Consider the following 21,932-nt stretch of genomic DNA (forward strand, 5'->3'; position numbering starts at 1 on the left):
CACAACAGAGGCCCGCAGCAGATCCGCGCCGGCTTCTGTCGACAATGTTTCTGTGGTGCATTCCGGCAGTTACATGTCGCGGCTCCAAGAGCGGGCAAGTGGTCGGTACCCGACTTTTTACCCCTTGCTCCATTTCGTGGAGCAAGTAGCGGTTCCGTAAAACGGGTATTTGGAATCGTTGCCAGCGGCACCGGTGCCCGGAAACATTGGATGCTACAGGGCGGCCCGACCTCGCGGGAACCGCGGAGGATTCCGATACGCAGGCGGTTTTCGATGTCAGACAGACAGTGCAATACCAGGACCAATGATCGGGAACGAGGTGCCGTCGCTGTGATCTCCGCCCTGTTGCTGGTGGTGCTGTTGGGGTGCGCGGCGATCGCGGTGGACGTCGGAATGCTCTACAGTGAACGGGCCCAGCTGCAAAATGGGGCTGATGCCGGCGCGATGGCGATCGCGCAGGACTGCGCAGCGAACGGGACGGCGACCTGCCAGTCCCGGGGAGCCTCGTCCGCGCTGGCCCTGGCCAAACAAAACAACCTCCAGAACCTCGCCGCCACCAACACCCCCACCTTCGCCGGGTCGAACTCGGTTACCGTGGTGACGAAGGCGATGAACCATAGCGGTCCGGGGGCCGCGACCTTCTTCGCCAATGTGTTTGGTATTTCCACCGTCAACGTTGGTGCCACGGCCAGCGCCGGGTGGGGCAGCCCCTACGCCGGCACCGTTGCCCTGCCGCTGGCCTTCTCCGAATGCCAATTCGACCTCACGGCCGGGGTCCAGGTTCTGCAGATCCAGGGCGGGCCCTCCTGCGTCAGCTCCAACGGATCCGGCCATACCCTGCCCGGCGGATTCGGCTGGATCGACTCGGACCCGGGAGTGTGCGGGGCAACCATCACGCTCGCTCACCCCCAGGTTTCCTCCAAGTCCGGGGTCAGCGAACCTACCCTGTGTTCCTCCGTCTTTGACTCCCTGATCGACCAGACAGTGCTGCTTCCCGTCTACGACGACAAGGGTGGCAACGGAACCAACGGCTGGTTCCACATCAAAGGCTTCGCCGCCTTCAAACTTTCGGGCTTCAATTTCCCCGGGCACTCCGCGAACAACACGGGAACACCCGGCTGTTCCGGGAACTGCAAGGGAATCATCGGCTCGTTCGTCAAGTACGTAACCCTGGACTCAGGGTTCACCCTTGGCGGGCCCGACCTCGGTGGCCGGATCGTGGCACTCACCAACTGACGCCACGCACAGGGCGGGACGGCACGGCATCATCGTGGAGACGGGGGAAACCATCGTGAGTGAAGGTAACGGCCCCCCAGTTCCCCTGCTGGACGGCGGGGTACTGGACCGCCTGCTGGTCGAGCTCGACGGGGATGAAGGACTCTGGACCATCTTTGTCCGGGGCTACCTGAACCAGCTGCCTCGCAGAATCGAACGGATCCGCCTGACCCTCACCACCGGTGACATCAAGGGTGCGATGGACGCGGTGCTGAGCCTGAAAACCTCCAGCCAGATGATCGGAGCGGAGCGCCTGGCCGCTCACGCGCTGGCCCTTGAACAGTCCATCCGTGACCACGCCTCAGCCAAGGACCCCGCTATCGTCCTCGCCGACCTCGCCGCCATTTCCCTGCGCAAGATCCGGGCCTGCGCCGAACAGACGGCAACCCTCCTCAATGACCACCTCCGCGGCCCGGAATCCCCGTAATCCAAAACCCGAACGTCAGTCCGCAGCCAGTGCAGAGCGAACAGCTCAGGCGTGACGGGGCGGTGGGGGCAGCCGCCAGCGCTCACCGGACCAGCGGCCAGCACCGTGCGCGCCGACCCTTAGGATGGGAATAAAACCGCAGGCCAACAGGGGGTTCGCTATGCCTGACGCTACTCCACCCGCGCAGGGCGGCAGCCGGCGCGATGAGTTCGTAGACCGGTTCAAGTCCTGGGCCCTGCCCGTAGTGGTTGTCCTGCTGGCTGCCGGGTTCGGTACCGCCAGCCTAGTCAATGGCCTCACTGACCGGGACCGCAAAGCCGGGGAGGCTGCCGCGGGGGCCAGTGTTGCAGCGAACCCGGTGTGCGAAGTGACGGACCGGAAGGGCGTGGCCCCCTCCTCGGGGGCCCTGTTCGGGGTCAACCTGAACCTGGACGCGAAGCCGCTGTCGCAATACGCGGCCGATCTGGGGCACAAGCCCGCGGTGAGCGTATCCTTCGCTGACTTCCCCTACACGGACCAGGAGCGGGTGCACCTGCAGCAGGCCGCGGCCCAGATCCGCACGGACGGGCACATGATGCTGCTGACCCTCGAACCCAAGCAGGGCCTGGCCGCGATCACGCCCGACACCGTGACCGGCCTCGTGAAGGATCTGGCGGACATCAACGCCGGGGGCGTCCCGGTGATCGTCCGGCTCGCCCACGAAATGAACGGCTCCTGGTATCCCTGGTCCCAGCAGCCTCTCGAATACAAGGACGCCTTCGCCAAGGTGGCCACCGCGGTGCATGCCGGGGCGCCGGGGTCGGCAATGATGTGGGCGCCGAACTACGCCGGCGGGTACCCTTTCGCCGGCGGCCAGTACGAAGCCAAGCCTGGTACCCCGGACTTCGACGCCCTCGATACGAACCACGACGGTGCCCTGACGATGGCCGATGATTCCTACGCCCCCTACTACCCCGGTGATGACGCGGTGGACTGGGTGGGCATGTCCCTGTACCACTGGGGCGCCCGCTACCCATGGGGCGAGAACGAGATCCCCGAAGCCAACAAATTCGCTGACCAGTTGACCGGTACCTATGTCGGAGCCAACGGCGATGACAGCCTGCTCCCGGACTTCTACCAGGTCTACGGGCATGATCACGGCAAACCCGTCGCGATCCCCGAAACCGCGGCGCTCTACAACCCGGCCGCGGGCGGGGCGGCCGAAATCGACATCAAACGTCTGTGGTGGGAACAGGTCTTCAACCCCGACACGACCGCGAAATTCCCCAACCTGAAAATGATCAACTGGTTCGAATGGGACAAGAACGAAGTCGAAGTCAACGGCCGGATCGACTGGACCATCACCGACACCCCATCGATCCGGGACGCCTTCACCACCGCCCTGCCGGCCTGGCTGCACTACGGCACCGGAACCAACTGCCGCCCCACCGACGACTAAAGGATACGCCCGGCCGGCGCGGCCCTTAACCATCGGCCACATGCTTCCCCGCCGGTGACCCGGAGCCCTTTCCGCGGTGCATCCTGCCAACGGCACCCCCAGAAACGGAAGGCGCACGGCCTTAACCTTGGTATTAGCGCAAGTAAGACCCTTGTTGAGGCTGATTTCGCTGTCAGGACCGGATCCAGGAGGAGCATCGGGTTGACCGGACGATTAACGTCCGGGTTGCGGACTATTACGTCAGTACCGGCCCTTGATCATGAAGCAGGAGCCACGGATGCTGGCGAGTTGGGATTTCTGTCGGGCGAACTTGAAGCGTGTTTCCTGTTCCTCTGGCACTTCTATGCCATCCGAGAGTTTGAAGCCCATGGCACGTTTGTTTCCCTCTTCGAGGTCCGGGATTAGGCTTCGATGGGCAGGGACATATCCTGACCAACACCCACGTCGTGACCCTGGACGGGCAGAGCGTCCCCGAGGAGATCGAGGTCCGCACCAACGGCAGACCGTTTATCCGGCAACAGTGGTGGGAATAGATCCCTTGTCCGACCTGGCTGTGCTGCAGGTTGATGCGGCGGACCTGGTCCCGGCCCTCTTGGGAGACTCATCGAAGGTCAATGTCGGTGTGGAAGCGGGTAACGCTCCTGGCCGTATCCCTTTCAGTTGGTGTTCAGGATCGGTAGGGACAATCACTTGGTGAATGATGCGCGCGAACCCGAAACAACAGGCCGCAGAACGGCACCGGCTCTGGACGGCTCGATCCCTGCCGGTGCCCGGTACGTCCGGCGGGACTGGGTAAAGGTCCCGGAAATCGGCCTGTGGTTTTGGGTGGCAAAGGTCCTCAGTACGGGGATGGGTGAGACTGCTTCGGATTTTTCGGTGCACGTGATGGATCCGGCGGCTGCGCTGGCCTGCAGCGGGGCTGGTCTTGCAGCGTCCCTGGCCCTGCAGTTTGCGGTCAAACGCTACGTTCCCTGGATTTACTGGACGGCGGTGGCCATGGTCAGTGTTTTCGGTACGATGGCCGCCGACGCGGTGCACGTGGTGCTGGGAGTCCCCTATGCGGCGTCCGTGCTATTCTTCCTCGCAGCTCTGGCCGTGATCTTCGTTCTCTGGTACCGGGCTGAGAAGACGTTCTCGGTTCACAGCGTGGACACGGGGCGACGCGAAACCTTCTACTGGGCGACCGTGCTGGGGACCTTTGCCCTGGGGACCGCTGCCGGAGACTGGACTGCCTACAGCCTGGACCTGGGCTACCTCAGTTCCGCTGCCGCGTTCGCGGTCCTGATCGGCGTGGCTGGTCTCGTGTACTGGCGTGGCTGGCTGGCGGCCATCCCGGCTTTCTGGGTCGCTTACATCATTACCCGGCCCCTGGGGGCTTCCTTTGCCGACTGGACCGCGGTTTCCCCGGAGCGAGGCGGCCTCGGCTGGGGCACCGGTGTCGTCACTCTCGTCCTGGCCGCCTTCATTGGCCTGGTGGTCGCCTACCTGACCCGCTTGGGCAGGCCGGAACGACATGCCCCCGGACTAAACCGCCCCTGATCCAAGACGCTCCCGTGTGAGGACGAATTGTGTTGGCGGGGGCCGCTTAGTAAGTGCTGGCGTTGGCGAGCAGGTGTGGGGGCAGGGGCGCCTGCGTGAAGTCGAAGGCCTGGGTCAGGTCGCCCAGCAGTGGGTTGGTTTCCCTGACGTCCGGTCGGGGGTCAGGGCGGCCGTCGGTGGCGGGGTCGATCCGTTGTCCGTGGAGGAAGTCGTCTTCGATAAATTTGATGTAGGCGTCCTGGCTGAGCGTTTGGTGGTCGATGTACCCCTTTTTCGCGTAAGGGCTGATGATCAGGGAGGGGACCCGGAACCCGTAGCCGTTGCCGTCAGCGACCGGCGGTGCGACGTGGTCGTAGAAGCCGCCCCAGTCATCCCAGTTGAGGAAGATGGCGGTGCTGTTCCAGTCGGGGCCGCTCATGATCGCGTTGATGAGTCCGGCAACGTATTGCTGGCCGGTGCTGATTTTCGCGGGGGCATGCTCACTGACTTTGTCCGTGGGCGCGATCCAGGTGACTGCTGGAAGGGCTCCCCGCCGGGCCGCGTCGTAAAAGTTGGTTAGGGGTTGGATGTTGCCCAGTTCCCCGTCCTGTTTGACGGTGTCGAAATAGAGCAGGGGGTTCCACAGACCGGGAGTCTTGGCGTCTTGCTTAACCGGTGTGCAGGTCGCGGCGTCGTTGCGGCAGTCCGGTTCGGTGCCGTTGAAGACGTAGTAGTTCCACGAGACGTGCTGTTGGTGAAGGATGTAGGTCAGGTCGGTCCAGGCGTAATCGGGCAGGTGCAGGTGTTTGGCGGCCTCGGACAGCCGTTGTTTCAGCGCTGTGGGGACGTTGGCGGCGTCGACAGCGGACTGGCAGGCGTTGTAGGAGTCGGTGGGCTTGCAGCTGGCGTTGATGAGCTGGTCCACTGCGGCGGCCATGTCGGGGCTGATGCCGGCCGCGGCGAGGCCGTCCTTGCAGGGGGCAAGGTCAGCCGCGGCCTGGCATTTGCCGATCAGAGTGTTGCCGATGATCTCGGGGTCGGGTCCGGAGTCCGGGTTCTGAAGCGCATTGGTGCATGAGGCCGGGTCCCCGGCGGTGGTGCATTTAGCGGACCATTCCGAGACCAGGTACAGATGGGCGGGCAGGCTCCAGGCCGAGGCGGACGCGAACATGTGGTCCTGGAGGGTGAAGTTGCGTGCATATTCCCAGTAGTTGGGGAGGTCCGTGCCGTCGTGGTAGCCCATCACGTCCGTGGTCGTAGAGTTTCGGTAGGGGCAGTTCGCCTGGGTGGCAGTGCACCCGGCCAGACTCTTTTCCGCCTGGGCCACGAAGCCGTCCATGGCCCCGTTGTCCACGTCGGCCACTTCGTCGTTGTGGCTGTGCGGTGCGCCGACATTGCTGTCTGCCGGGTTATGAAAGGGTCTGGCGCACCCGCCGCGGGCCGGATCCGGCAAACACACCGCCGGTTGGCCGTTCACCATGGGGATTCCGTCGGCGCCGGGGTAAGTCCCAAAGTAACTATCGAAGGACCGGTTTTCCTGCGTGATGATCACCACATGCTTGATCTTGGCGATTCCGGCGCCGGCGCTGACCGGGCCCCCGGCTGCCCCGCTGCCGGCGAAGACCAGCAGCGCCCCCAGAACGAGCGCTACCCATCCCGAAGCCATCCGGGCAAAAGGACGCCGCGGCAGTATCCTGCACCGGGTGGGCCTACTTGGTCTGACAGACATTTTAGGCGTGGGCTTTGTACACGTCGGGCCCGAACACGGTGACACCCGGTTCGGCGGCACCTGCCAACCGGGGCAGGCCGAAGAAGTCCTCGATGCTGGCCAGCAGGCTGTAGTGGTTGTAGGGCTGGGAGGAAGAGCCGCCCTGGGCGCTGAAGGGAGAGAGGATCAAAGCCCCAACCTGGCCCCCCGCCGTGCCGCCGGCGACCCCGTCCGGTGGTCCTGTGCGGCCGTGGTCGGATTCATCGAGGGTGATGATCAGCATCCCGTCCTGTTTGAACGCCGGGGAGGCAAGAATCGCAGGGACCTCCCTCTTCAACCACGCGTCGGCTGCGGCCAGGCCCCCGGCGGTGCCGTCGGCGCAGGGGTTGTCATGGGCGTCATGGCAGAGGTTGGGGGTGATGTAGGACAGGTTCGGGGTCGTGCCCACCGTTTTGAGGTCGTTGGTCAGGGCCGAGTAGTTGACGACGTTCTTCGCGCAGTCCGGGGACTCGGTGATGGACCGGAAGTAGACAAACGGGTTGTGGTGAGTGGAGTACTGGTCCCCGGATGAGGCAGTACGGTGGTCGTCAGGGGCGCCCAGTGCTGGGTGCAGGCAGGGGCTTTGCATGTCTTCCATGTAGCCCTCCCACGTCTTCCCAGCCTGGGTCAGCTGGCCCGCGACGGTGGGCACGTCGGGTGGGTAGACGCATCCGTCACCGGTAGCCCGGCCCAGGCTGTCCGTCGACGCTGTCGTCAACGCGGTGAAAGTGTGGCAGTCCTTCTCGGTGCTGGCATTCGGGGGCTGGCCCGAAATTTGAGCGAGGTAGTTCGGCAGCGAATCGTGGGCGATGCCGTAGTAGTTGGTCAGCAGCACGCCCTTGGAGCGCAACTCCCCACTCAGGTACGGGGCCGGGGAGGAGGACCCAAAGACCCTGTCGTAACCCTGGTTTTCCAGGTTGATCACGAAGACGTGCCGCGGTGTCCCGGCACCGGCAGGCGCACGGACCACCGGTGCGGTCTGGCAGCCACCGGTTAAAACCGCGAAGACGGCCGCAAACGCCAACATGAGGCTCCGGCGGACGCAGGGGCGCCGAAGTCCACCCTGTGGCAGGGTCGCTGTGTCATTGCCCGTGCCCACCGTCGCGCTCCCCTGCCTCCAGCCGATGGAACTACTTTGACCGTTCATCCTTGGCCGCTACCGGCAATTCCCTGTGAACTCACCCCCAGTCTCTCCTCCGGCCACACTCACAGGCCGCGGCGCGTTCGGTGCAATGCAGGAGTCGCGGTTTTGCTCGCATATGGCTCACTTGTCTCCCAACCGCTTTCGTTGTTTCTGGGAACCGCCAGGGCAAGCGCCCGAGCGCTCCTTGGTGCCCTTGGCACCCAGATGCCGTCAGGGTCGCAAATCCGCGCCATTGCCGACTGAGCGTGGACCGAGACCGGCCCGTCTGCTGGGCGGGGCAATAGAAGAGGGGACGGCCCAGTCCGGCACGTTCAGGTCTTTTCCAGCACCAAGATTCAAAATGGTGTTTACGGAGACGGAACACCAGAGGTGCGAGCGGCATCGGAGTCAGGAGCAAAAAATTGGACAGGCGCATGTTGATTCCTGCGATGCGTTCGTGGTGGTGGTCTGCTGCCGGATTTTGGCTGTACGCGGCCACCCTTTGGGTCGGAAGCGCCCTGACCTTGCTGGGGCAGCGGAATCCGGAACAGACGATCGGTGTTGCTCTTGCCGGCAGTCGGGATGCGGGGCTCGTGGTTTTCAGTGAAGGCATCCACGTTGCGTTTGGACCCATTGGAGCGACAGCGCTGGTGGCTGTCATCTGCGCCTACCTTCTCTGGATCAGAAAGAAGCCGGCCCAGGCACTGGGTTTCGCACTCGTCGTCGCAGCGGGTTGGCTGGCGTCAACGCTTGCCAAAACGATCGTGGCCCGTCCGCGTCCGTCAGGGGCGGCACTTCATCCGGCTATCACCGAAACCGGATACAACAGTTATCCCTCCGGCCACACCGCTTTCGCCGCAGCGTTCGTCATGGCAGTCACGCTCGTTCTGGCCCGCAGCCGAAAGGCACAGGCGGCAAGCCTTAGCGTCGGGGCCGTGTTTGTCGCCGTAGTGGCCTTCTCCAGAGTGTACCTCGGGGTGCATTACGTCAGCGATGTCATCGCTTCCGTCTTTGTCGTCATTGCCGCCGTCATGGTTTGTGGCTCGGTATGGAACACATTCCTAGCACCCAGGCTCTCAACAGGCACGCGCACCGAAAGTGCCGTCCCGGTCAGTGAGGAGATGCCGCGTCCGGCTGACGGTCTCAAGTAGCCGCCCCATTCGCCTGTCCAGAGAACCTTGGACAGTTCCCGGCCGAAGGAGTCCCACGGCCCTGACGGGTTTCCGCGGGTCACCAGTCGGGATCTGCGCACCGGCACGTAGATCGGTGCCGTGGGCAAGGGCGAACAGTTGGAAGGGAAAAGCCTTCGTACCTCAGCCTCAGTTGGACGAACTGCAACGGGGTGTATGCTGTCGTGCGGCAGTCCCCCTCCTGCCTAAACGAGCCAATAATTGCTGTTTCGTCAACTGGGGGAGTGGCCCGCGTCCAGGACCTTGGTATGCGATGATTTCGCACCAATCGGGGTGATACTTCGCCCTGCCTTGGTGACGTAGACCTTACCCTCCTGAAGAATCGGGTATCCATCAACCCGCAGCTGGGTGGCTTTGATCAGTTTCAGTTCACCCAGACCGGCGGCTTCCCTGTAGGCCTTCCGGACATACTCAAGGTTTTTGGGCTTCGCCTTCATCCGCCGTTCACCCGCTTCCGGCTGTCAGTTTTACGTCGATCCCGCGGAGCCGGGCACAGTCCAGCTGAGGCGTTGACCGCTTGAGTACCGTTCCACCAGCTCGTCGGCGGACAGGCCTGGCGTCCGCTCTCCATACTCATCCCGGCGCACTTCCCGCGCCGAATGCGTGTGATTCAACTCCCCGTAGCTGCGTACTGTCAGGCGGAAACAGGCCTGTCCAGCATTTGCACTGCACCTGGCGCACGCCTTCAGGTCGACGTGTTGGTTGGTGCGGCCGGCAGGAACCGCCGTGGCAACCTCACCCCTGTTCCGACGGCGAAGAGTAATCCTCGGTCCATTTTTCATGCTGGGCATTCCCACGATTGAACCACGGCCGCACCGGCATTTTGCTCTGATTGCCGTCAAATCCGAGTCGAAGATAAAGAGCGATCATGGACGGTCTGTAAGTTGCCAGGAGTGGGCTGCCTTCGGAGAGTGTGGTGGTCGGCCTTGTTCTGGCTCTCTGCTGGCAGGGAAGGATCAGCTGCTGGCGCCAGAGGCGATGACTCCGGCGCCAAGGGCGGTGATTATTCCGCTGCTTGCCCCTTGGACACCGGCATTCACCCGGGGGCGGCGCAGCCATGCCATGGCCTTGTGCGCGACAACTGCCACGACAGCCAGATATATGAATCCGATGACCGCTTCGATACACCCGAGGATCATCGAGGTTGCCATGACGTCGCCACCGCGTGGGATGAACTGCGGGACGATGGCCAGATAGAAAAGCCCCACTTTGGGGTTGAGCAGGGTGGAGAGCACCCCAGCGCCAAAACCGGCGGCGGTGGTGTATGCCAGCACGTTTTCGTCTCCGCCGTTCAGGCTGTCTTTTGCCGCCTTCCGAGTTTTCAGGAACGAGGAAATGCCCAGGTAGAGCAGGTAAAGGCCGCCCGCAATCTTAAGCCAGCGAAACACTTCCGCTGACTGTTCCAGGACCGCGGCGAGCCCGGCAGTGACCAAAGCCGCCCAGACAAGGGAAGCACCTGCGGAGCCTGCAGCTGCGGCCAGTCCGGCACGTACCCTGCTCAGCCCGATCCGCAGTACCAGGAATGTGTCCGGGCCTGGCGTGAGGGACAGAACAAGGCAAAGTCCGGCAAAGGCTACGAGCGATGCAAAGGTCATCAAACTATTATTCCTTGTCCGCCTAGACCTCTAGTGAGCCCAAGGGCTTCCACCGGGCAACGCCCGCGGGGTTTCTGTCGACTCTGGCACCTGAAAAACTGTGCCGTAGTAGTGGATTCACCGGGAACTACATGATCTCCTGCAAGGAAGGGCGACCATTGTTCGCCCAGATGGAGACGGACATCTGGATGGATCGGACGGCGGACGGTGGGTGGATTACCAGCAAGGTAATGCGATCGGCGGCGCATGGTTTGAAGCTCATTACGGTTCTGAAGAAGGAATACCTCTGGTTTAGAGTGCCTGCCGCCAGGGTACAGGCACCCCCCTTGCCGCTTTTAGAAGGCCGATAATGCAGATTCTGTCAGCCTGGCGAGGCGGGTAACTGTCGCTCTTGGCGCTGCGATAAGAGCGTGGGTGAGCCGTGTCTGCCAGGAGTCCTAGACGGCTCTGGCCTGACGAAGGTACTGGTAGACCGTTTCTCTGCTGATGCCGTAGTCGTGGGCGAGGACGACTTTTGGAACGCCATTTTCAGCACGATGCACGAGCTCGGCTACCCGTTCCGGGGTCAAGGTCTTCTTCCGCCCCTTGTAGGCTCCGCGCTGCTTGGCCAGGGCAATTCCCTCGCGCTGCCGTTCCCTGATCAGTGAACGTTCGAATTCAGCGAAGGCGCCCATGACGGACAGCATGAGGTTGGCCATGGGGGAGTCCTCTCCAGTGAAGACAAGGCTTTCCTTTACGAATTCGACGCGCACGCTTTTGCGGGTGAGGCTTTGGACGAGAGCCCGGAGGTCATCAAGGTTCCGGGCGAGCCGGTCCATGCTGTGTACAACTACGGTGTCGCCATCGCGGGCAAAGCGCAGCAGTTCGGCGAGTTGGGGTCTGGCGGTGTCCTTGCCGGAGGCTTTGTCTGTAAACACCCGGTCGAGAATTTGGCCTTCGAGTTGGCGTTTCTCGTTCTGGTCCAGCGTGCTTACCCGCACGTACCCGATCCGCTGACCAACCATTTAGCCTCCCAACCCTCTACATGTCAGGTTGAGTTTCGGGCTCGCTCACGACGTAGTCAATAGGTCCGCGGGAATGTTGCCCTGGGGGACACGTCAGTGGAACGAGTTCAGGGCCTCGTGGGCGACCAGAAGCAGGTCATCGCGGTTGCTGAGCTGGATTGAATCTTCGCCGTACAACTCGATGGCTACGTCGACGGCGGCCTCTGCGGTCCTGATGTCCAGTGCCCGGCAGAGCACTGCGATATCGGGGATGTCCCGGTCCCTGCCGGCTGCGAGTTTCATGGCGAGTAGGAACCTTGGGGATGCGACGCGCAGCGTGAGGTTGTCAGCGATCGCCATCTCGGCTGCCTCTGAGTCTTCGCCGTCGGGTACGTAGGCGCGGGCGGCGTTGTTCAGCCACCGAGGATCCAAGCCGAGTTCGGCAGCCATGTGGGTGGCGATCTCCTGAACCGTCTGCTCCGGCTTGTACACCGCGTCGATGTCGGTTGTGGAGCGTCGGGAGTCGAACTCCACAGCGATGGCAGCGCCGCCGACAAGGTAGATATCAGCTGCGGCACCCCTTGCTTGGAGCCGATGGGAGAGCTCGATCAGAAGCTCCCGTATGTCATCCGATTCAAGGGACGCCCGTCGGGCCGATCTCATGCTGCGGCCAGGTTGGCCGGATCAAACGCGATGTTTGCTTCGGCGAATTCAACGGGGGTGCGTTCCACCATGCGCAGCTTCCATGCAGGGGAAACGTGCTTGCGGGGGGTGGCATACCATTTTGACTCCAGCGGCGGAGTGGTCGTCCAATCCGGCTCCTGCAGCCCGTACTGGTGGCACTTATACGCGAAGGTCCTGGCCAGCAGGGTATCCCAGCGTTTGCGACCGGTGGAGGTGGGCCGGGCACGAAGGAAGCGCCGGCGTCCGGCCGGATTCAGCTCGTCAAAGTAACTGGCTGCCATGGAAAGTATCCGCATCGCGAAGTCTGGATCGCCGTTGCGCAGCTCCCGCCTCATCTGTCGGGCTGCCGATTCAGCAGTCCAGTAGAGTTCCGGCTCTGCAGGCGTCCCCGTGATGCTGACTCCAGCGCCAAGTTGTGCAAGGACCTTCAGGGCAGTCCTGATGGAGACGTTTCTGCCCTGCTCAAGATCGATGATGGTGGACCGGCCGACTCCGATATTGCGGGCAAGGGTCTCCTGGGACAGCCTCGCATGGAGGCGGTGCCGTTTCACCTGCTCACCAAGTTCCCGGGCGTCCTGAATCGCCTTCATCTGTTACACCTCCTGTCGCTTATATCCATCATAGTGTGAAAGCTCGGGGATGGCGTGGGAGGGTGGCCCGCACCGGAACTGCGAGAAGGGTTCTGTTGCTGCTGTTCTATGAACGGATTCCTTGAATGGACCGTTCGGTAGCGTCTGCGCCGTCTTGAAGTGCCTGCGGCATGAGGTGCCCGTAGACCTGTTCCGTTGTTCGGACAGATGCATGACCCAGCCGACGTGAAATCGCGAAGAGAGACATGCCGCCATCCTGGACAAGCCATGAGGCATGAGTGTGTCGAAGGTCGTGAATTCGCGGCGTCTTGACCAATCCGCGGGCTTGGGCAGTTCGGACGGGCGGCACCCAGTGGTGTTGCCAGAATGGTTTGTGAGAGATCCGTCCGCCGTCGGTCGTCGTGAAGAGAAGATCGTTACCCGACCGGCTTGCCGCGATGGGAATCAACAACTCCACGAGGGCCGGGTTGAGTCCGATGGTTCGTTTGCCGGCCGCGGTCTTGGTTGGCCCGACGTAATAACGGGAATGCCGGTCGCGCTTCCATGCCTTGTTCACCCGGGCGGTGGCCGGTCGGGCACGCAGATCGATGTCGGCGATTCTGAGGGCGGTTGCTTCGCCGAACCTCGTTCCTGTCATGACCAGGAACTGAATGAACGTCCTGTAGTGCTCATCCATGCCCTCAAGGAGGAGACTGAACTCTTCGTGGGTGAGGAACCTGGCATTGGTCGTCTGCCCGCTCAATAGTCGGCAGCGGGACGCCGCGGCAGGGGTTGCGGGACACGTACCCGAGGAGCAAGGCGGTGTTCATCGCCGCCGAGAGCAACCCGTGCATGTTATGGATGCTTTTAGGTGCGGCACCTTTGGCGTTCAAGTGCTTGAGCCACTGCATGGTGTCGCGGTAACCAAACGCGTCGACAGGGATGGTGCCGATCGTCTCCCGAATGTGCAGGTCGAGTATCCGCTGGTAGGTTCCGATGGCGCCGAGCGAGGGGCGGACGAGCAGGTCGATATGTTCCTGAACCAAGTCCGCGACCGTGGGAACGCTAGGGTTCCCCGTCCTGGCGTCCGGCAGGGCATGCGCCGGGATCTGGCCGTTGTCGTTCAGGTAGCGCGCGAGGCTGCTGGTCTCCTTTTCCGAGCGCAGAGTGACCCGATGCTGTCGACGGGTCTTTGGGTCACGCCAACGCACCGAGAACGCTGTAGTTCCATCCCACCGCTGGCGAGGGACAATGCTGGCCACGACGACAGGCTACGCCCAATGTCACCCGGAGTCAGCCAATATGGCCCCGATATGATGGCGTATGCCCATCAAACGTCCCGGCCCTAGTGACGACCGCATCCCTTCAGGGCAAATTTCCGGCCGGGAGCAAGGTGATGCTGCAGACCCAAGCAGCCGATGTTCCAAAGTCCCGCGCCGTCAAGAGATTGAAGAGGGTCTCACTTTCGTCTTGGACCACGACGCTGAACTACTGAACCGCTTGGCGGATGATTGACCCTGCGGCGCCCGTCGAATGAACGCGGATAATAGCGATGTCCACCGAGATCTCCGGCTATCGGCCAGCCGTGGAATCACAAGGAAAAGGTCGTCGGGCTGCTCTCACTTGAGGCAGTAGCTGCCGCACTCGTGCTGGCTGACGTCAACGTATGGATAGGGTGAGAATCCCGCTTCACTTACAGCGACCCAGGATGTTCTCAGATTTCACCCTGACGGCCAGTGAAGGGTAGCCGGGCGGGGAAGTTTAGGAATCGTCGAAAATGTCTTGTGGACCGGCTCTGATGAGATCCACTGCGGTCAGTGGGTAGCCACTTCACATCCGTGACTGATCAAGGCGCCGGAGAACGATTTGAAGCTCGGCGCACTGGCCAAGTCCTCCCTTGTCAGACGGTCTACACGCCAGGTTGGGGTGTGGCTCACCCTGATTTGTCTGGTAGACGGTGGAGGCTCGCGCCCTGTCGCTAGTGTTCTTCTTTTACGACTTTGAGGTGAATCCATGTCTCGACGTGGATAACTTCAGGTATCGCCCGGACTTGGTCAACGGTGCGGAGTGCTGAGCTTGCGTCCGTTCCGTGAACGGTGGCGATGATGTCGTGTTGGCCGATGCTGGAGGCCAAGAAGGTAAAGCCCGGGATGGCCTCGAGTGATTTGACTAGCTCCGCAGCTGTCCCTTGGATGCGCAGTCCAAGCCCCATGCGGGTCACTCGTTCCTGAGAGGCGGGCCGCCAAGTGAGTCCGATTTTTACGATTCCGCTGTCCAAGAGACGCAGGACGCGGGTTCTTGCGGTTCCGGTTGATATTCCAAGGACAGTGGCCATGGTTGTGTAGCTAGTACGGCCGTCCTGGCGCAGAATCTCGATGAGAGCTAGATCAAGTTTGTCGAGGACGAGGTCCTTGATTTGAGCCGGATGCAGGATGTCAATGAGGAGATCGGTATAGATGCTGGTGCGCATGTGGGTCACTCCGGGAATGTTACGGATGTCCTCGATGCATGCCTGAAGTTCCTCATGGTTTTGGGCCCTGACTTCTGCTATCAGAGACATGATCCCGGCAGTGATGGAAACGAAGAGAACCCGGTGATCCTGCGCGATTCTTTCGGCAAGCCCCTGAACCGGGGTCGCAGCGTCAATCGAAACGTGGGCCATGACAGGCAGCCCCACGACGGCGGGGTGTGCCAGTCCGATCACTCTGACACCGGACTCAGTCAAGAGCGTGGTCATTCGACGAGAGGCCGAGATGCGGGTAAGGCCCACTTTGTCGGCAAGCTCTGTCACGGTGATGCGGCCGTTGGCGAGCAGTTCCTGCAGTATCTGCTCGTCGAGCTCATCCATATGTCATCCTTCGCGGATTCGTTACGAGAAATTTTCTGTGCCCTTAGGCCTACAGATCTATAAAAAAAGAGACCTCGTTCTAGCCGATTATCACCATCTTACGTAGTGAGCGTTTACATATCTGCTTTCTCACACCTAGAGGCTGACATTCCGAAATTTTTTGCGTCTTAGCATGTGAGGAGCGCCACACCCGTGGGCTGGTCGACGAGAAGGATTGTCATGAAGAAATTTGTCTTTGGTTCCGTAGCTGCTGCCGCAGTGGTGGCGCTGACCGCATGTTCAGGGGGAGCCGGCGCTTCCTCATCGGAAAGTGCCGGTGGCCCCAATGGTTTGCTGAAATCCGGTGAGCTCAGTGTATGTATGACGCCGCAGTACAAGCCCATGGAGTTCTATAAGGACGGCAACACGGGGACCCAGCCCATCGGTTTTGATGCCGACGCGGCGGTTGCACTAGCGGACTCGTGGGGTGTGAAGGCCCGCTTCTCTGACGTGGCTTTCGACGGGCTGATGCCGGCGCTTCAGGCTGGGCGCTGCGATGTGGTGTGGTCCGGCCTATATGTCAATGAAGCCCGCCAGCAGGTCGCCGACGCCGTGCCGTACCTGAAAACCGGATCGGTGATCATCGCCCCAAAGGACTCGAACATCAAGAGCGCTGAGGACTTGGCGGGAAAGACAGTAGCTGTACTTGCCGGAGGCGCGTATGAGTCCAATTTGAAGGAACTGTCAACGGCGCTGAAGAGCAAAGGCCTTCTTGATTTGATCCAGCAGTCATACCCGCAGAACACCCAGACCTCTGCGGCGGTGACGAACGGCAAGGCTGACGCCTTGATCGATACCGACGTCTCTGTTGGTGAGATCGTTGAGAAGACAGGCGGGAACTTGCAGCCGGTCCCTGGAATCTTCGAGGCCGACGCTGTATTCGGCGTTTACGTCAAGAAAGGTTCACCCCTGACCGCGGAGGTCCGTGACGGACTGAAGAAACTCGCCACCGAGGGAAAACTGGCCGAGATCGCCAAGAACTACGCGTTGGACGCCAGCCGGCTGACTGATTCGGCGAAGTAATGGATTTTGATCAGAGCATCTTCCTGCAGGCCCTGACTTCCAAAGAATTCCTATCGGGGGCGGTGCTTTCCCTTGAATTGGCTGCCGTTTCCCAAGTGGCCGCTACGCTGATAGGCCTCTTTGTTGCCCTGGCAGGCATATCGAAGAGCAAGACTCTTCGTAGCTTGGCCTGGGCTTATGTATGGTTCTTCCGTTCCGTGCCAACACTGCTGCTGCTCCTCATTGTCTGGAACGCAGCACCGCAGATAATTCCCGCGCTCCGGGACAACTGGTACTCACCCTTCCTTGCCGGGTTTGTTGGTCTCTCAGTCGTCGAAGGCGCTTTCATGGCAGAAATTCTCCGTTCAGCCCTGCTGAGCGTAGACAGCGGACAGAAACTCGCCGCCCGGGCCTTGGGGCTGACCCCCGCGCAAACCTTCCTTCGGGTCGAACTGCCACAAGCCATCAAGGTCGCCCTGCCTCCCACGGGCAACGAGTTCATCGGAATGATCAAATACACGTCGCTGGCCTCTGTGATCTCACTGCAAGAGCTGATGACAACAGCCCAGGTCCAGGTAGCGACCACCTTCCGATATGCCGAATTTTATACGGCCGCGCTCGTCTATTACCTGGTCATTGTTAGCGCCGTCATGGTGCTCCAGCACCAGGTCGAAAAGCGATACCGGTGGGTTTCCCTACCCGCCAAAACCCGGCCCCGCGTCGATCGCGTCCCCGCAACCCTGAAGGGACTCTGATGTCCGAGATCACCACAACTCCTCGTCAAACCGTAAAGACCGTGCTCGAAGTGAGGAACCTCCGCAAAACGTACGGGAATCAAGAAGTCCTAAAAGGTGTCGATTTCACCGTGGGCTCGGGTGAAGTCAAAGTAGTCCTTGGCCGGTCCGGATCAGGGAAATCAACGATGCTGCGTCTGATGGCCCTGCTGGAACCCCTCGACGCCGGAGAGGTTATTTTCAAGGGCCAAAGGATCGGCGTCGACGCCAACAACCGGCCCGTACGCGAACGTGCCCTGGCCCGCCAGCGTTCCGAGATTGGCATGGTCTTTCAGCGCTTCAACCTCTTCTCCCACCTCACCGTCCTGCAAAACGTCACCTTGGCCCAACGCCTGACCAGGAAAGCCGGCGCTGCCGAGGCCAAAGCCCGGGCAGCTGAAATGCTCGACCGCGTCGGGCTCGGTTCCCACCTTCACCACTTTCCCAGCGAGCTTTCCGGCGGCCAGCAACAACGGGTCGCCATCGCCCGGGCACTGGTCCTGAACCCCTCCGTGATGCTCTTCGATGAACCGACCTCCGCGTTGGACCCCGAGCTGGTCAACGACGTGCTGGCCGTCATGGAACAACTTGCGGCAGATGGCATGACGATGGTCGTGGTCACCCACGAAATGGGTTTCGCTCGGCGAGTCGGGACGGACGTCGCCCTTTTCGACCAGGGCGTGCTCGTTGAACAGGCACCGCCGGAGGAGTTCTTCACCAACCCCCAGCAGGAACGCACCCGCAACTTCCTGAGGCACATACATTGAGCGCGGCCTCCCCCCAACAAGCCGCACCCCGCACATCCCTGCAGTGGTATGCCATTGAACAAGTCCTGCCAGGACTGACAAAGATTACCGAATCTCATGTCCATCCGATGCTCCGATCGAACATCTGGTGGCTTCAGGGCCAGGACCGGGACGTGGTCATCGACGCGGGCCTCGGCATCGTCCCCTTGCACCGCGAGATTCCCCGAATGTTCGAACGGGATCCACTCCTGATCATCACCCACACCCACCTGGACCACGTCGGAGGAGCACATGAGTTTAAAGACATCGCAGTCCACGATGAGGAAGCCCACATCCTCATAACACCGGGACCTGTCTCGCTGGACACCCACACCTTGTACGGCATCCTCGGTATAGACGTTCCACCGAACGAAGAGCCCTCAATGCTCCGCCGCGTCCCGAACCCTGGATATGACCCAACCCAATACGGGCTGGCGCCGGCCACCCCAACACGACGACTCAAAGACGGAGATGAGATCACTACTTTGGGAACCCCCATGGAGGTCCTCGCAACCCCAGGACATTCCCCCGGAAGCATTTGTCTGTACGATCACCAGCGCCGATGGCTCTTCACCGGAGACACCATTTACCAGGGCCAACTCCTTGACACAATCCACGGAGCTGACCAAGCCGATTACCGGCGCACCATGAACCTTTTATCACGCCTCGAAGTAAGTGCGGTCTTCCCAGGACACGGACCCGGTCTGGGTCCCGGCTCGTTGAAAACCATCGCGGATAACTACCTCTCCCGCTCGTAGCAGTAAGGAAAACATGCTGCTGCTGACACTTCCCAATCCACACCCCTGGCCCTCACGTTACCGGATGGGTGGAGACCGTGTACACGGACGATGCCAGCGCTTTCACTTCGGCACAGTTCAGCCCGCACGACGGACGTTTATACCTCACGGACTTTGTTGGCGGTACCGTTCAAAGCATCACCGCTGAGGGGAAGGACCACCGCACGTTCTTCCAGGGAACATTGGACGGCGTTGCCATGAACCCCGACGATATCGCCTTTGACCACGAGGGAAACCTCTACGTCACGGATGCCGCCGGGTCACAGGATCCTTACTGGAAACCTACCGGCCGCCTGGTCAGGATCGACAGGGACACCGCCGAAGGGATCGTTCTTGCCGGAGACTTGCCGGCGCCGAACGGTATTGCCTTCACCACCGCTTATGACGGGCTATGGGTGAGCCACAATACCGGCAATCAGATTGACTACCTGAGCCTCAGCGCTGACGGCCGAAAGGTGCAGACAGCTCATCCTGCCGTACATGTAAGCGCAGGCGTCGGCCAAGTGGATTCCTTGGCCGTCGACGCAGCAGGGAACACGTACGTCGGGCTGCACAACCGGGCGACTGTCCTCGTCTATCGGCCCGATGGCGAACCGACTGCCACCATCGCCGCACCTGGGAAGGACGGCGTTTCATCAGCAACCAACATCGCCATCAGGCCAGGTACCACGGAAGGTTATATGACCGTCAGTGGCAAGGATGGAGGATTCATATACGGCTTCACGGCCCTCGCCGATGGAGTGCGGCAATCCAACGGTGGATAGAAGGCCCGATGGAGCGTAAGGGCACCAGGATCTCATCTTGTTCCGGCATCGGCTGCGGCAGGCAAGAGCAGCTGAGCCATGTCGTCGCACTCCGCGTCCGTTAAAGGCTTGGGATGCGTTTGCGTCCACATAACGGCGCCAAAGAAAGCGAGCTGGGCTATGAGGTCACGCTGCTCCGGTTCGATCTCGGCCCGCTCGACTGCGCGAGTGAGCACGGCGTGGAAGGGGGCGAGGGCTCTGTGCAGCGCCGCTGACATCAAATCCTGCAGCTCGGCGGACGTGGACCTTGACGCCTCCGTGAAGGCCTGACCCTCGGGCAGCTCTGCATTGTCGCGCACAGTTTGTAACAGCACGGACAAATCATGACAGCTCGAGCCGGTGTCAGGAACAACGTCATAGCGGGCCAGGAGTGGCTCCAGGACGGCAGCCAGCAAGGCCGCCCGCGTCGGCCATCGCCGGTATACCGTCGTGCGGTTTACGCCTGCAGCCTTGGCTACGGCCTCAATCGTGAGGCCGGCATAACCTCCCCGTGACAGTTCCGCGGTGGTGGCACTTAGAACGGCTTTAACTACCTGCGAACTGCGCGCACCTTTCTGGACTCCCAGTGTTCTGCGCATTGAATCGGCCATGGAACAGCATTCTATTGACCTTTCGAAAAGGCAACAGTATGTTGCCTTTAGGCAATGGAGCCCCGTCGTCCGGGAGCCCGGCGCCCTCCATAACAACGAGGAGCATGATGAGCACACATAACGTTGATTTCGCCGAGACGATGGGCTTCGACCGACTGCCGACGCACATTGTCGAAAAGCGGGTCACCGACCTGATGGATCTCACGGGAAAAAAGGCAGTAGTCACCGGAGCAGGGGGAGGCGGTCTGGGCCAGGCCATCGCCAACCGGCTTGCCGGCCTGGGGGCCGATGTCGCTGTCATTGATTTGAATAAGGACGGCGCCGTCGCTAACGCAGAGACCATCGAACGCCGATGGGGCACGCGAGCCATCCCGTTCCAGGCAGACCTGTCCGATTGGGATCAGGTGCATTCTGTGGTCTCAGAAAGCAAGCAGGCTCTCGGGGGCCTGGACATCATGATCAATAACCCCGTTCAGGTGGTCTCCGACAGGTTCGAAAACCACACCAAGGCGGACATCGACTACACCGTCCACGGGAGCCTGACGATGCTGATTTACGGCGCACATGCCGCGGTCGAGCACTTCCTGCCCCAGGGCCACGGCCGCATCATTAACATCGCGTCTGTTGGTGGACGGATACAGCACCGCGGACTTACCGTCTACAACGCAGCAAAGTCAGGTGTTATTGGCTTCACACGCAATCTTGCCCATGAGTTCGCCTCACGGGAGATCAATGTCCTGGGGGTAGCTCCCGGGCTCATGATCAACCCCCTCCTGAGGGACATCCTGGCCAATGCCTCCGACGAGCAGGCTCTGGCCGCGAAAGGTTCGATGCTGGAAGCCGTTGACCGCTATATCCAGCTCGGGCGGGTATCCATCCCGGAAGAGGTTGCGAACATGGTCGCCTACCTCAGCACAGAGGCCGCTGACTATATGTGCGGCCAGACAATCGATGTAGCGGGCGGGCAGTGGATGGGGTAAGGCCCCCAGGCCCACTTCATAGGGGGCGCGAGGTCGGCAGGAGGTCACCATCCTCCTTGCTGACCTCACGGTTCAGGGAGCAGGGCAGGCGCCCGCTTCCTCTAGAAAGCACAACTCAATTCCCGGAACCTTCTCAATGATGCGCCTGTACTGAGCACCGTCCTGCATGAGCCACAGGATCTTTCCGTCGGCAGTTATCGCCTCGACCTGGCCACGGTCAACCTGCACACCGTTTCGATATATTGCGACGTGCCGTCCTGCGGCCGCCGTCCAATCGTCGACTGCGGACGGCACCTTCCGATCAGAAAAGCCTGCGGCGTGAATGCTCATATGAAGGCCTTTACGAAACCGGGGGGTAGGTGGCAGGAGAGTGCGGCGGGTGGAGCATGCGTGCCCCGAGCTGCACGTTTCAACACAGGGCCGATAGCGCCGTGGCGAGGTTAGCGTCTTCGCGCCTACGAGGGCCGCCTTCCGGGGCTGCCCGAAGGCGCAAGTCCTGTTCCAGCACGATCCCGCGCTGGACGTCACTGGAGAATTGGACGGTGAACGTCCTGTGGTCGTGGCGGGTCACCAGGATCCCGTCCCGGGCGTTCGAGTTTTGCCTGGACATGAGTTCGGCGACGGCGGAGTCCAGCGCCTCCTCCAGCTGCCTGCGGCTGTCTATGGTCAGCCGCAGGCGGCCAATTCCATTGCTAGGTACTTCCATGTCAACTTTTCCTTTTAGCGGTTGGGCAAATGCAGGGGCACCGCGTTGATAGCAGGACGG

General features: G+C 61.4%; 23 protein-coding genes and 1 pseudogene. 11 read left to right on the top strand and 13 right to left on the bottom strand.

Annotation, left to right across the window (positions count from 1 at the left end; genetic code table 11):
* The first annotated feature begins 273 nt into the window (after window positions 1-273).
* The 3 genes from AB0280_RS00840 to AB0280_RS00850 all read left to right on the top strand — a co-directional run bounded on the left by AB0280_RS00840 (window position 274) and on the right by AB0280_RS00850 (window position 3,140).
* Window positions 274-1,236 carry a pilus assembly protein TadG-related protein gene (locus AB0280_RS00840; protein WP_307489393.1) on the top strand — a complete coding sequence of 321 codons (963 nt, stop codon included), beginning with the start codon at window positions 274-276 and terminating at the stop codon, window positions 1,234-1,236.
* A 55-nt stretch (window positions 1,237-1,291) separates the two neighbouring features.
* Complete coding sequence (locus AB0280_RS00845; RefSeq protein WP_307489392.1) at window positions 1,292-1,702, top strand: Hpt domain-containing protein; 411 nt, start codon at window positions 1,292-1,294, stop codon at window positions 1,700-1,702.
* Between the two features lie 160 nt (window positions 1,703-1,862).
* The gene (locus tag AB0280_RS00850; protein WP_307489390.1) at window positions 1,863-3,140 is read left to right on the top strand and encodes a glycoside hydrolase family 26 protein; all 1,278 of its coding nucleotides are present in this window, start codon (window positions 1,863-1,865) and stop codon (window positions 3,138-3,140) included.
* Between the two features lie 240 nt (window positions 3,141-3,380).
* Here AB0280_RS00850 and AB0280_RS21510 read toward each other — a convergent pair.
* Window positions 3,381-3,533: pseudogene (locus AB0280_RS21510) on the bottom strand (phage tail protein); the annotation flags it as partial.
* Window positions 3,534-3,833: 300 nt separating this feature from the next.
* Between AB0280_RS21510 and AB0280_RS00860 the strand changes: the two are divergent.
* Window positions 3,834-4,679: a hypothetical protein gene (locus tag AB0280_RS00860; RefSeq protein WP_307489388.1), complete on the top strand. Its 846-nt coding sequence runs from the start codon at window positions 3,834-3,836 to the stop codon at window positions 4,677-4,679.
* A gap of 46 nt (window positions 4,680-4,725) precedes the next feature.
* On the opposite strand, the gene AB0280_RS00865 is transcribed toward AB0280_RS00860, so the two are convergent.
* Together AB0280_RS00865 and AB0280_RS00870 are read right to left on the bottom strand one after the other, a co-directional pair.
* Window positions 4,726-6,324, bottom strand: coding sequence for an alkaline phosphatase family protein (locus tag AB0280_RS00865; protein ID WP_307489385.1), 1,599 nt, complete (start codon window positions 6,322-6,324; stop codon window positions 4,726-4,728).
* A 64-nt stretch (window positions 6,325-6,388) separates the two neighbouring features.
* On the bottom strand, window positions 6,389-7,432 hold the full coding sequence (locus tag AB0280_RS00870; protein WP_366366024.1) for an alkaline phosphatase family protein: 1,044 nt from the start codon (window positions 7,430-7,432) through the stop codon (window positions 6,389-6,391).
* Between the two features lie 530 nt (window positions 7,433-7,962).
* Between AB0280_RS00870 and AB0280_RS00875 the strand changes: the two genes are divergently transcribed.
* Window positions 7,963-8,679 carry a phosphatase PAP2 family protein gene (locus AB0280_RS00875; protein WP_307489380.1) on the top strand — a complete coding sequence of 239 codons (717 nt, stop codon included), beginning with the start codon at window positions 7,963-7,965 and terminating at the stop codon, window positions 8,677-8,679.
* Between the two features lie 995 nt (window positions 8,680-9,674).
* Here the strand turns inward: AB0280_RS00875 and AB0280_RS00880 are convergent.
* The 7 genes from AB0280_RS00880 to AB0280_RS00910 form a co-directional block, all read right to left on the bottom strand.
* Window positions 9,675-10,313 (bottom strand): LysE family translocator, encoded by a 639-nt coding sequence (locus AB0280_RS00880; protein ID WP_307489378.1) that lies wholly within the window; start codon window positions 10,311-10,313, stop codon window positions 9,675-9,677.
* Between the two features lie 437 nt (window positions 10,314-10,750).
* Window positions 10,751-11,317 carry a recombinase family protein gene (locus tag AB0280_RS00885; protein ID WP_307489376.1) on the bottom strand — a complete coding sequence of 189 codons (567 nt, stop codon included), beginning with the start codon at window positions 11,315-11,317 and terminating at the stop codon, window positions 10,751-10,753.
* Between the two features lie 93 nt (window positions 11,318-11,410).
* Complete coding sequence (locus AB0280_RS00890) at window positions 11,411-11,959, bottom strand: DUF6036 family nucleotidyltransferase (RefSeq protein ID WP_307489374.1); 549 nt, start codon at window positions 11,957-11,959, stop codon at window positions 11,411-11,413.
* Window positions 11,956-12,570, bottom strand: a complete 615-nt coding sequence (locus tag AB0280_RS00895; protein WP_307489372.1) for a helix-turn-helix transcriptional regulator — start codon at window positions 12,568-12,570, stop codon at window positions 11,956-11,958. The genes AB0280_RS00890 and AB0280_RS00895 overlap by 4 nt, the downstream gene beginning before the upstream one ends.
* A 106-nt stretch (window positions 12,571-12,676) precedes the next feature.
* Window positions 12,677-13,246 carry a site-specific integrase gene (locus AB0280_RS00900; RefSeq protein ID WP_307489370.1) on the bottom strand — a complete coding sequence of 190 codons (570 nt, stop codon included), beginning with the start codon at window positions 13,244-13,246 and terminating at the stop codon, window positions 12,677-12,679.
* A gap of 4 nt (window positions 13,247-13,250) precedes the next feature.
* The gene (locus tag AB0280_RS00905; RefSeq protein WP_307489368.1) at window positions 13,251-13,811 is read right to left on the bottom strand and encodes a hypothetical protein; all 561 of its coding nucleotides are present in this window, start codon (window positions 13,809-13,811) and stop codon (window positions 13,251-13,253) included.
* A 716-nt stretch (window positions 13,812-14,527) separates the two neighbouring features.
* Window positions 14,528-15,397, bottom strand: coding sequence for an Lrp/AsnC family transcriptional regulator (locus AB0280_RS00910; RefSeq protein WP_307489366.1), 870 nt, complete (start codon window positions 15,395-15,397; stop codon window positions 14,528-14,530).
* A gap of 219 nt (window positions 15,398-15,616) precedes the next feature.
* Between AB0280_RS00910 and AB0280_RS00915 the strand changes: the two genes are divergently transcribed.
* The 5 genes from AB0280_RS00915 (at window position 15,617) to AB0280_RS00935 (ending at window position 19,557) form a co-directional block, all read left to right on the top strand.
* Window positions 15,617-16,459 (top strand): transporter substrate-binding domain-containing protein, encoded by an 843-nt coding sequence (locus AB0280_RS00915; protein ID WP_307489364.1) that lies wholly within the window; start codon window positions 15,617-15,619, stop codon window positions 16,457-16,459.
* Window positions 16,459-17,193 carry an amino acid ABC transporter permease gene (locus AB0280_RS00920; RefSeq protein WP_307489362.1) on the top strand — a complete coding sequence of 245 codons (735 nt, stop codon included), beginning with the start codon at window positions 16,459-16,461 and terminating at the stop codon, window positions 17,191-17,193. The genes AB0280_RS00915 and AB0280_RS00920 overlap by 1 nt, the downstream gene beginning before the upstream one ends.
* Window positions 17,193-17,978, top strand: coding sequence for an amino acid ABC transporter ATP-binding protein (locus tag AB0280_RS00925; RefSeq protein WP_307489360.1), 786 nt, complete (start codon window positions 17,193-17,195; stop codon window positions 17,976-17,978). The genes AB0280_RS00920 and AB0280_RS00925 overlap by 1 nt, the downstream gene beginning before the upstream one ends.
* Window positions 17,979-18,085: 107 nt before the next feature.
* Window positions 18,086-18,754 carry an MBL fold metallo-hydrolase gene (locus AB0280_RS00930; protein ID WP_307489358.1) on the top strand — a complete coding sequence of 223 codons (669 nt, stop codon included), beginning with the start codon at window positions 18,086-18,088 and terminating at the stop codon, window positions 18,752-18,754.
* Window positions 18,755-18,831: 77 nt separating this feature from the next.
* Window positions 18,832-19,557 carry an SMP-30/gluconolactonase/LRE family protein gene (locus AB0280_RS00935; RefSeq protein WP_307489356.1) on the top strand — a complete coding sequence of 242 codons (726 nt, stop codon included), beginning with the start codon at window positions 18,832-18,834 and terminating at the stop codon, window positions 19,555-19,557.
* Between the two features lie 32 nt (window positions 19,558-19,589).
* On the opposite strand, the gene AB0280_RS00940 is transcribed toward AB0280_RS00935, so the two are convergent.
* Window positions 19,590-20,186 (bottom strand): TetR/AcrR family transcriptional regulator, encoded by a 597-nt coding sequence (locus AB0280_RS00940; protein ID WP_307489355.1) that lies wholly within the window; start codon window positions 20,184-20,186, stop codon window positions 19,590-19,592.
* A gap of 107 nt (window positions 20,187-20,293) precedes the next feature.
* On the opposite strand from AB0280_RS00940, the gene AB0280_RS00945 reads away from it, so the two are divergent.
* A complete protein-coding gene (locus tag AB0280_RS00945) occupies window positions 20,294-21,166 on the top strand; it encodes an SDR family NAD(P)-dependent oxidoreductase (RefSeq protein WP_366366025.1) in 873 nt (290 codons plus the stop codon).
* A 72-nt stretch (window positions 21,167-21,238) separates the two neighbouring features.
* Here the strand turns inward: AB0280_RS00945 and AB0280_RS00950 are convergent, their stop codons facing one another.
* The gene (locus tag AB0280_RS00950) at window positions 21,239-21,496 is read right to left on the bottom strand and encodes a hypothetical protein (RefSeq protein ID WP_366366026.1); all 258 of its coding nucleotides are present in this window, start codon (window positions 21,494-21,496) and stop codon (window positions 21,239-21,241) included.
* Window positions 21,497-21,575: 79 nt separating this feature from the next.
* Window positions 21,576-21,872, bottom strand: coding sequence for a hypothetical protein (locus AB0280_RS00955; protein WP_307489351.1), 297 nt, complete (start codon window positions 21,870-21,872; stop codon window positions 21,576-21,578).
* Window positions 21,873-21,932: the final 60 nt, after the last annotated feature.

The sequence above is a fragment of the Pseudarthrobacter sp. 902506025 genome (assembly GCF_040702325.1).
GTDB lineage: Bacteria > Actinomycetota > Actinomycetes > Actinomycetales > Micrococcaceae > Arthrobacter.

What these genes read in the sequence shown, in the direction of transcription:
- AB0280_RS00840 (WP_307489393.1), top strand. Translation starts at nt 274, where the DNA reads ATGTCAGACAGACAGTGCAATACCAGGACCAATGATCGGGAACGAGGT.
- AB0280_RS00850 (WP_307489390.1), top strand. Translation starts at nt 1,863, where the DNA reads ATGCCTGACGCTACTCCACCCGCGCAGGGCGGCAGCCGGCGCGATGAG.
- AB0280_RS00865 (WP_307489385.1), bottom strand. Translation starts at nt 6,324, where the DNA reads ATGGCTTCGGGATGGGTAGCGCTCGTTCTGGGGGCGCTGCTGGTCTTC.
- AB0280_RS00870 (WP_366366024.1), bottom strand. Translation starts at nt 7,432, where the DNA reads ATGTTGGCGTTTGCGGCCGTCTTCGCGGTTTTAACCGGTGGCTGCCAG.
- AB0280_RS00875 (WP_307489380.1), top strand. Translation starts at nt 7,963, where the DNA reads ATGTTGATTCCTGCGATGCGTTCGTGGTGGTGGTCTGCTGCCGGATTT.
- AB0280_RS00880 (WP_307489378.1), bottom strand. Translation starts at nt 10,313, where the DNA reads ATGACCTTTGCATCGCTCGTAGCCTTTGCCGGACTTTGCCTTGTTCTG.
- AB0280_RS00885 (WP_307489376.1), bottom strand. Translation starts at nt 11,317, where the DNA reads ATGGTTGGTCAGCGGATCGGGTACGTGCGGGTAAGCACGCTGGACCAG.
- AB0280_RS00890 (WP_307489374.1), bottom strand. Translation starts at nt 11,959, where the DNA reads ATGAGATCGGCCCGACGGGCGTCCCTTGAATCGGATGACATACGGGAG.
- AB0280_RS00895 (WP_307489372.1), bottom strand. Translation starts at nt 12,570, where the DNA reads ATGAAGGCGATTCAGGACGCCCGGGAACTTGGTGAGCAGGTGAAACGG.
- AB0280_RS00900 (WP_307489370.1), bottom strand. Translation starts at nt 13,246, where the DNA reads ATGGATGAGCACTACAGGACGTTCATTCAGTTCCTGGTCATGACAGGA.
- AB0280_RS00910 (WP_307489366.1), bottom strand. Translation starts at nt 15,397, where the DNA reads ATGGATGAGCTCGACGAGCAGATACTGCAGGAACTGCTCGCCAACGGC.
- AB0280_RS00915 (WP_307489364.1), top strand. Translation starts at nt 15,617, where the DNA reads ATGAAGAAATTTGTCTTTGGTTCCGTAGCTGCTGCCGCAGTGGTGGCG.
- AB0280_RS00920 (WP_307489362.1), top strand. Translation starts at nt 16,459, where the DNA reads ATGGATTTTGATCAGAGCATCTTCCTGCAGGCCCTGACTTCCAAAGAA.
- AB0280_RS00925 (WP_307489360.1), top strand. Translation starts at nt 17,193, where the DNA reads ATGTCCGAGATCACCACAACTCCTCGTCAAACCGTAAAGACCGTGCTC.
- AB0280_RS00930 (WP_307489358.1), top strand. Translation starts at nt 18,086, where the DNA reads ATGCTCCGATCGAACATCTGGTGGCTTCAGGGCCAGGACCGGGACGTG.
- AB0280_RS00940 (WP_307489355.1), bottom strand. Translation starts at nt 20,186, where the DNA reads ATGGCCGATTCAATGCGCAGAACACTGGGAGTCCAGAAAGGTGCGCGC.
- AB0280_RS00945 (WP_366366025.1), top strand. Translation starts at nt 20,294, where the DNA reads ATGAGCACACATAACGTTGATTTCGCCGAGACGATGGGCTTCGACCGA.
- AB0280_RS00950 (WP_366366026.1), bottom strand. Translation starts at nt 21,496, where the DNA reads ATGAGCATTCACGCCGCAGGCTTTTCTGATCGGAAGGTGCCGTCCGCA.
- AB0280_RS00955 (WP_307489351.1), bottom strand. Translation starts at nt 21,872, where the DNA reads ATGGAAGTACCTAGCAATGGAATTGGCCGCCTGCGGCTGACCATAGAC.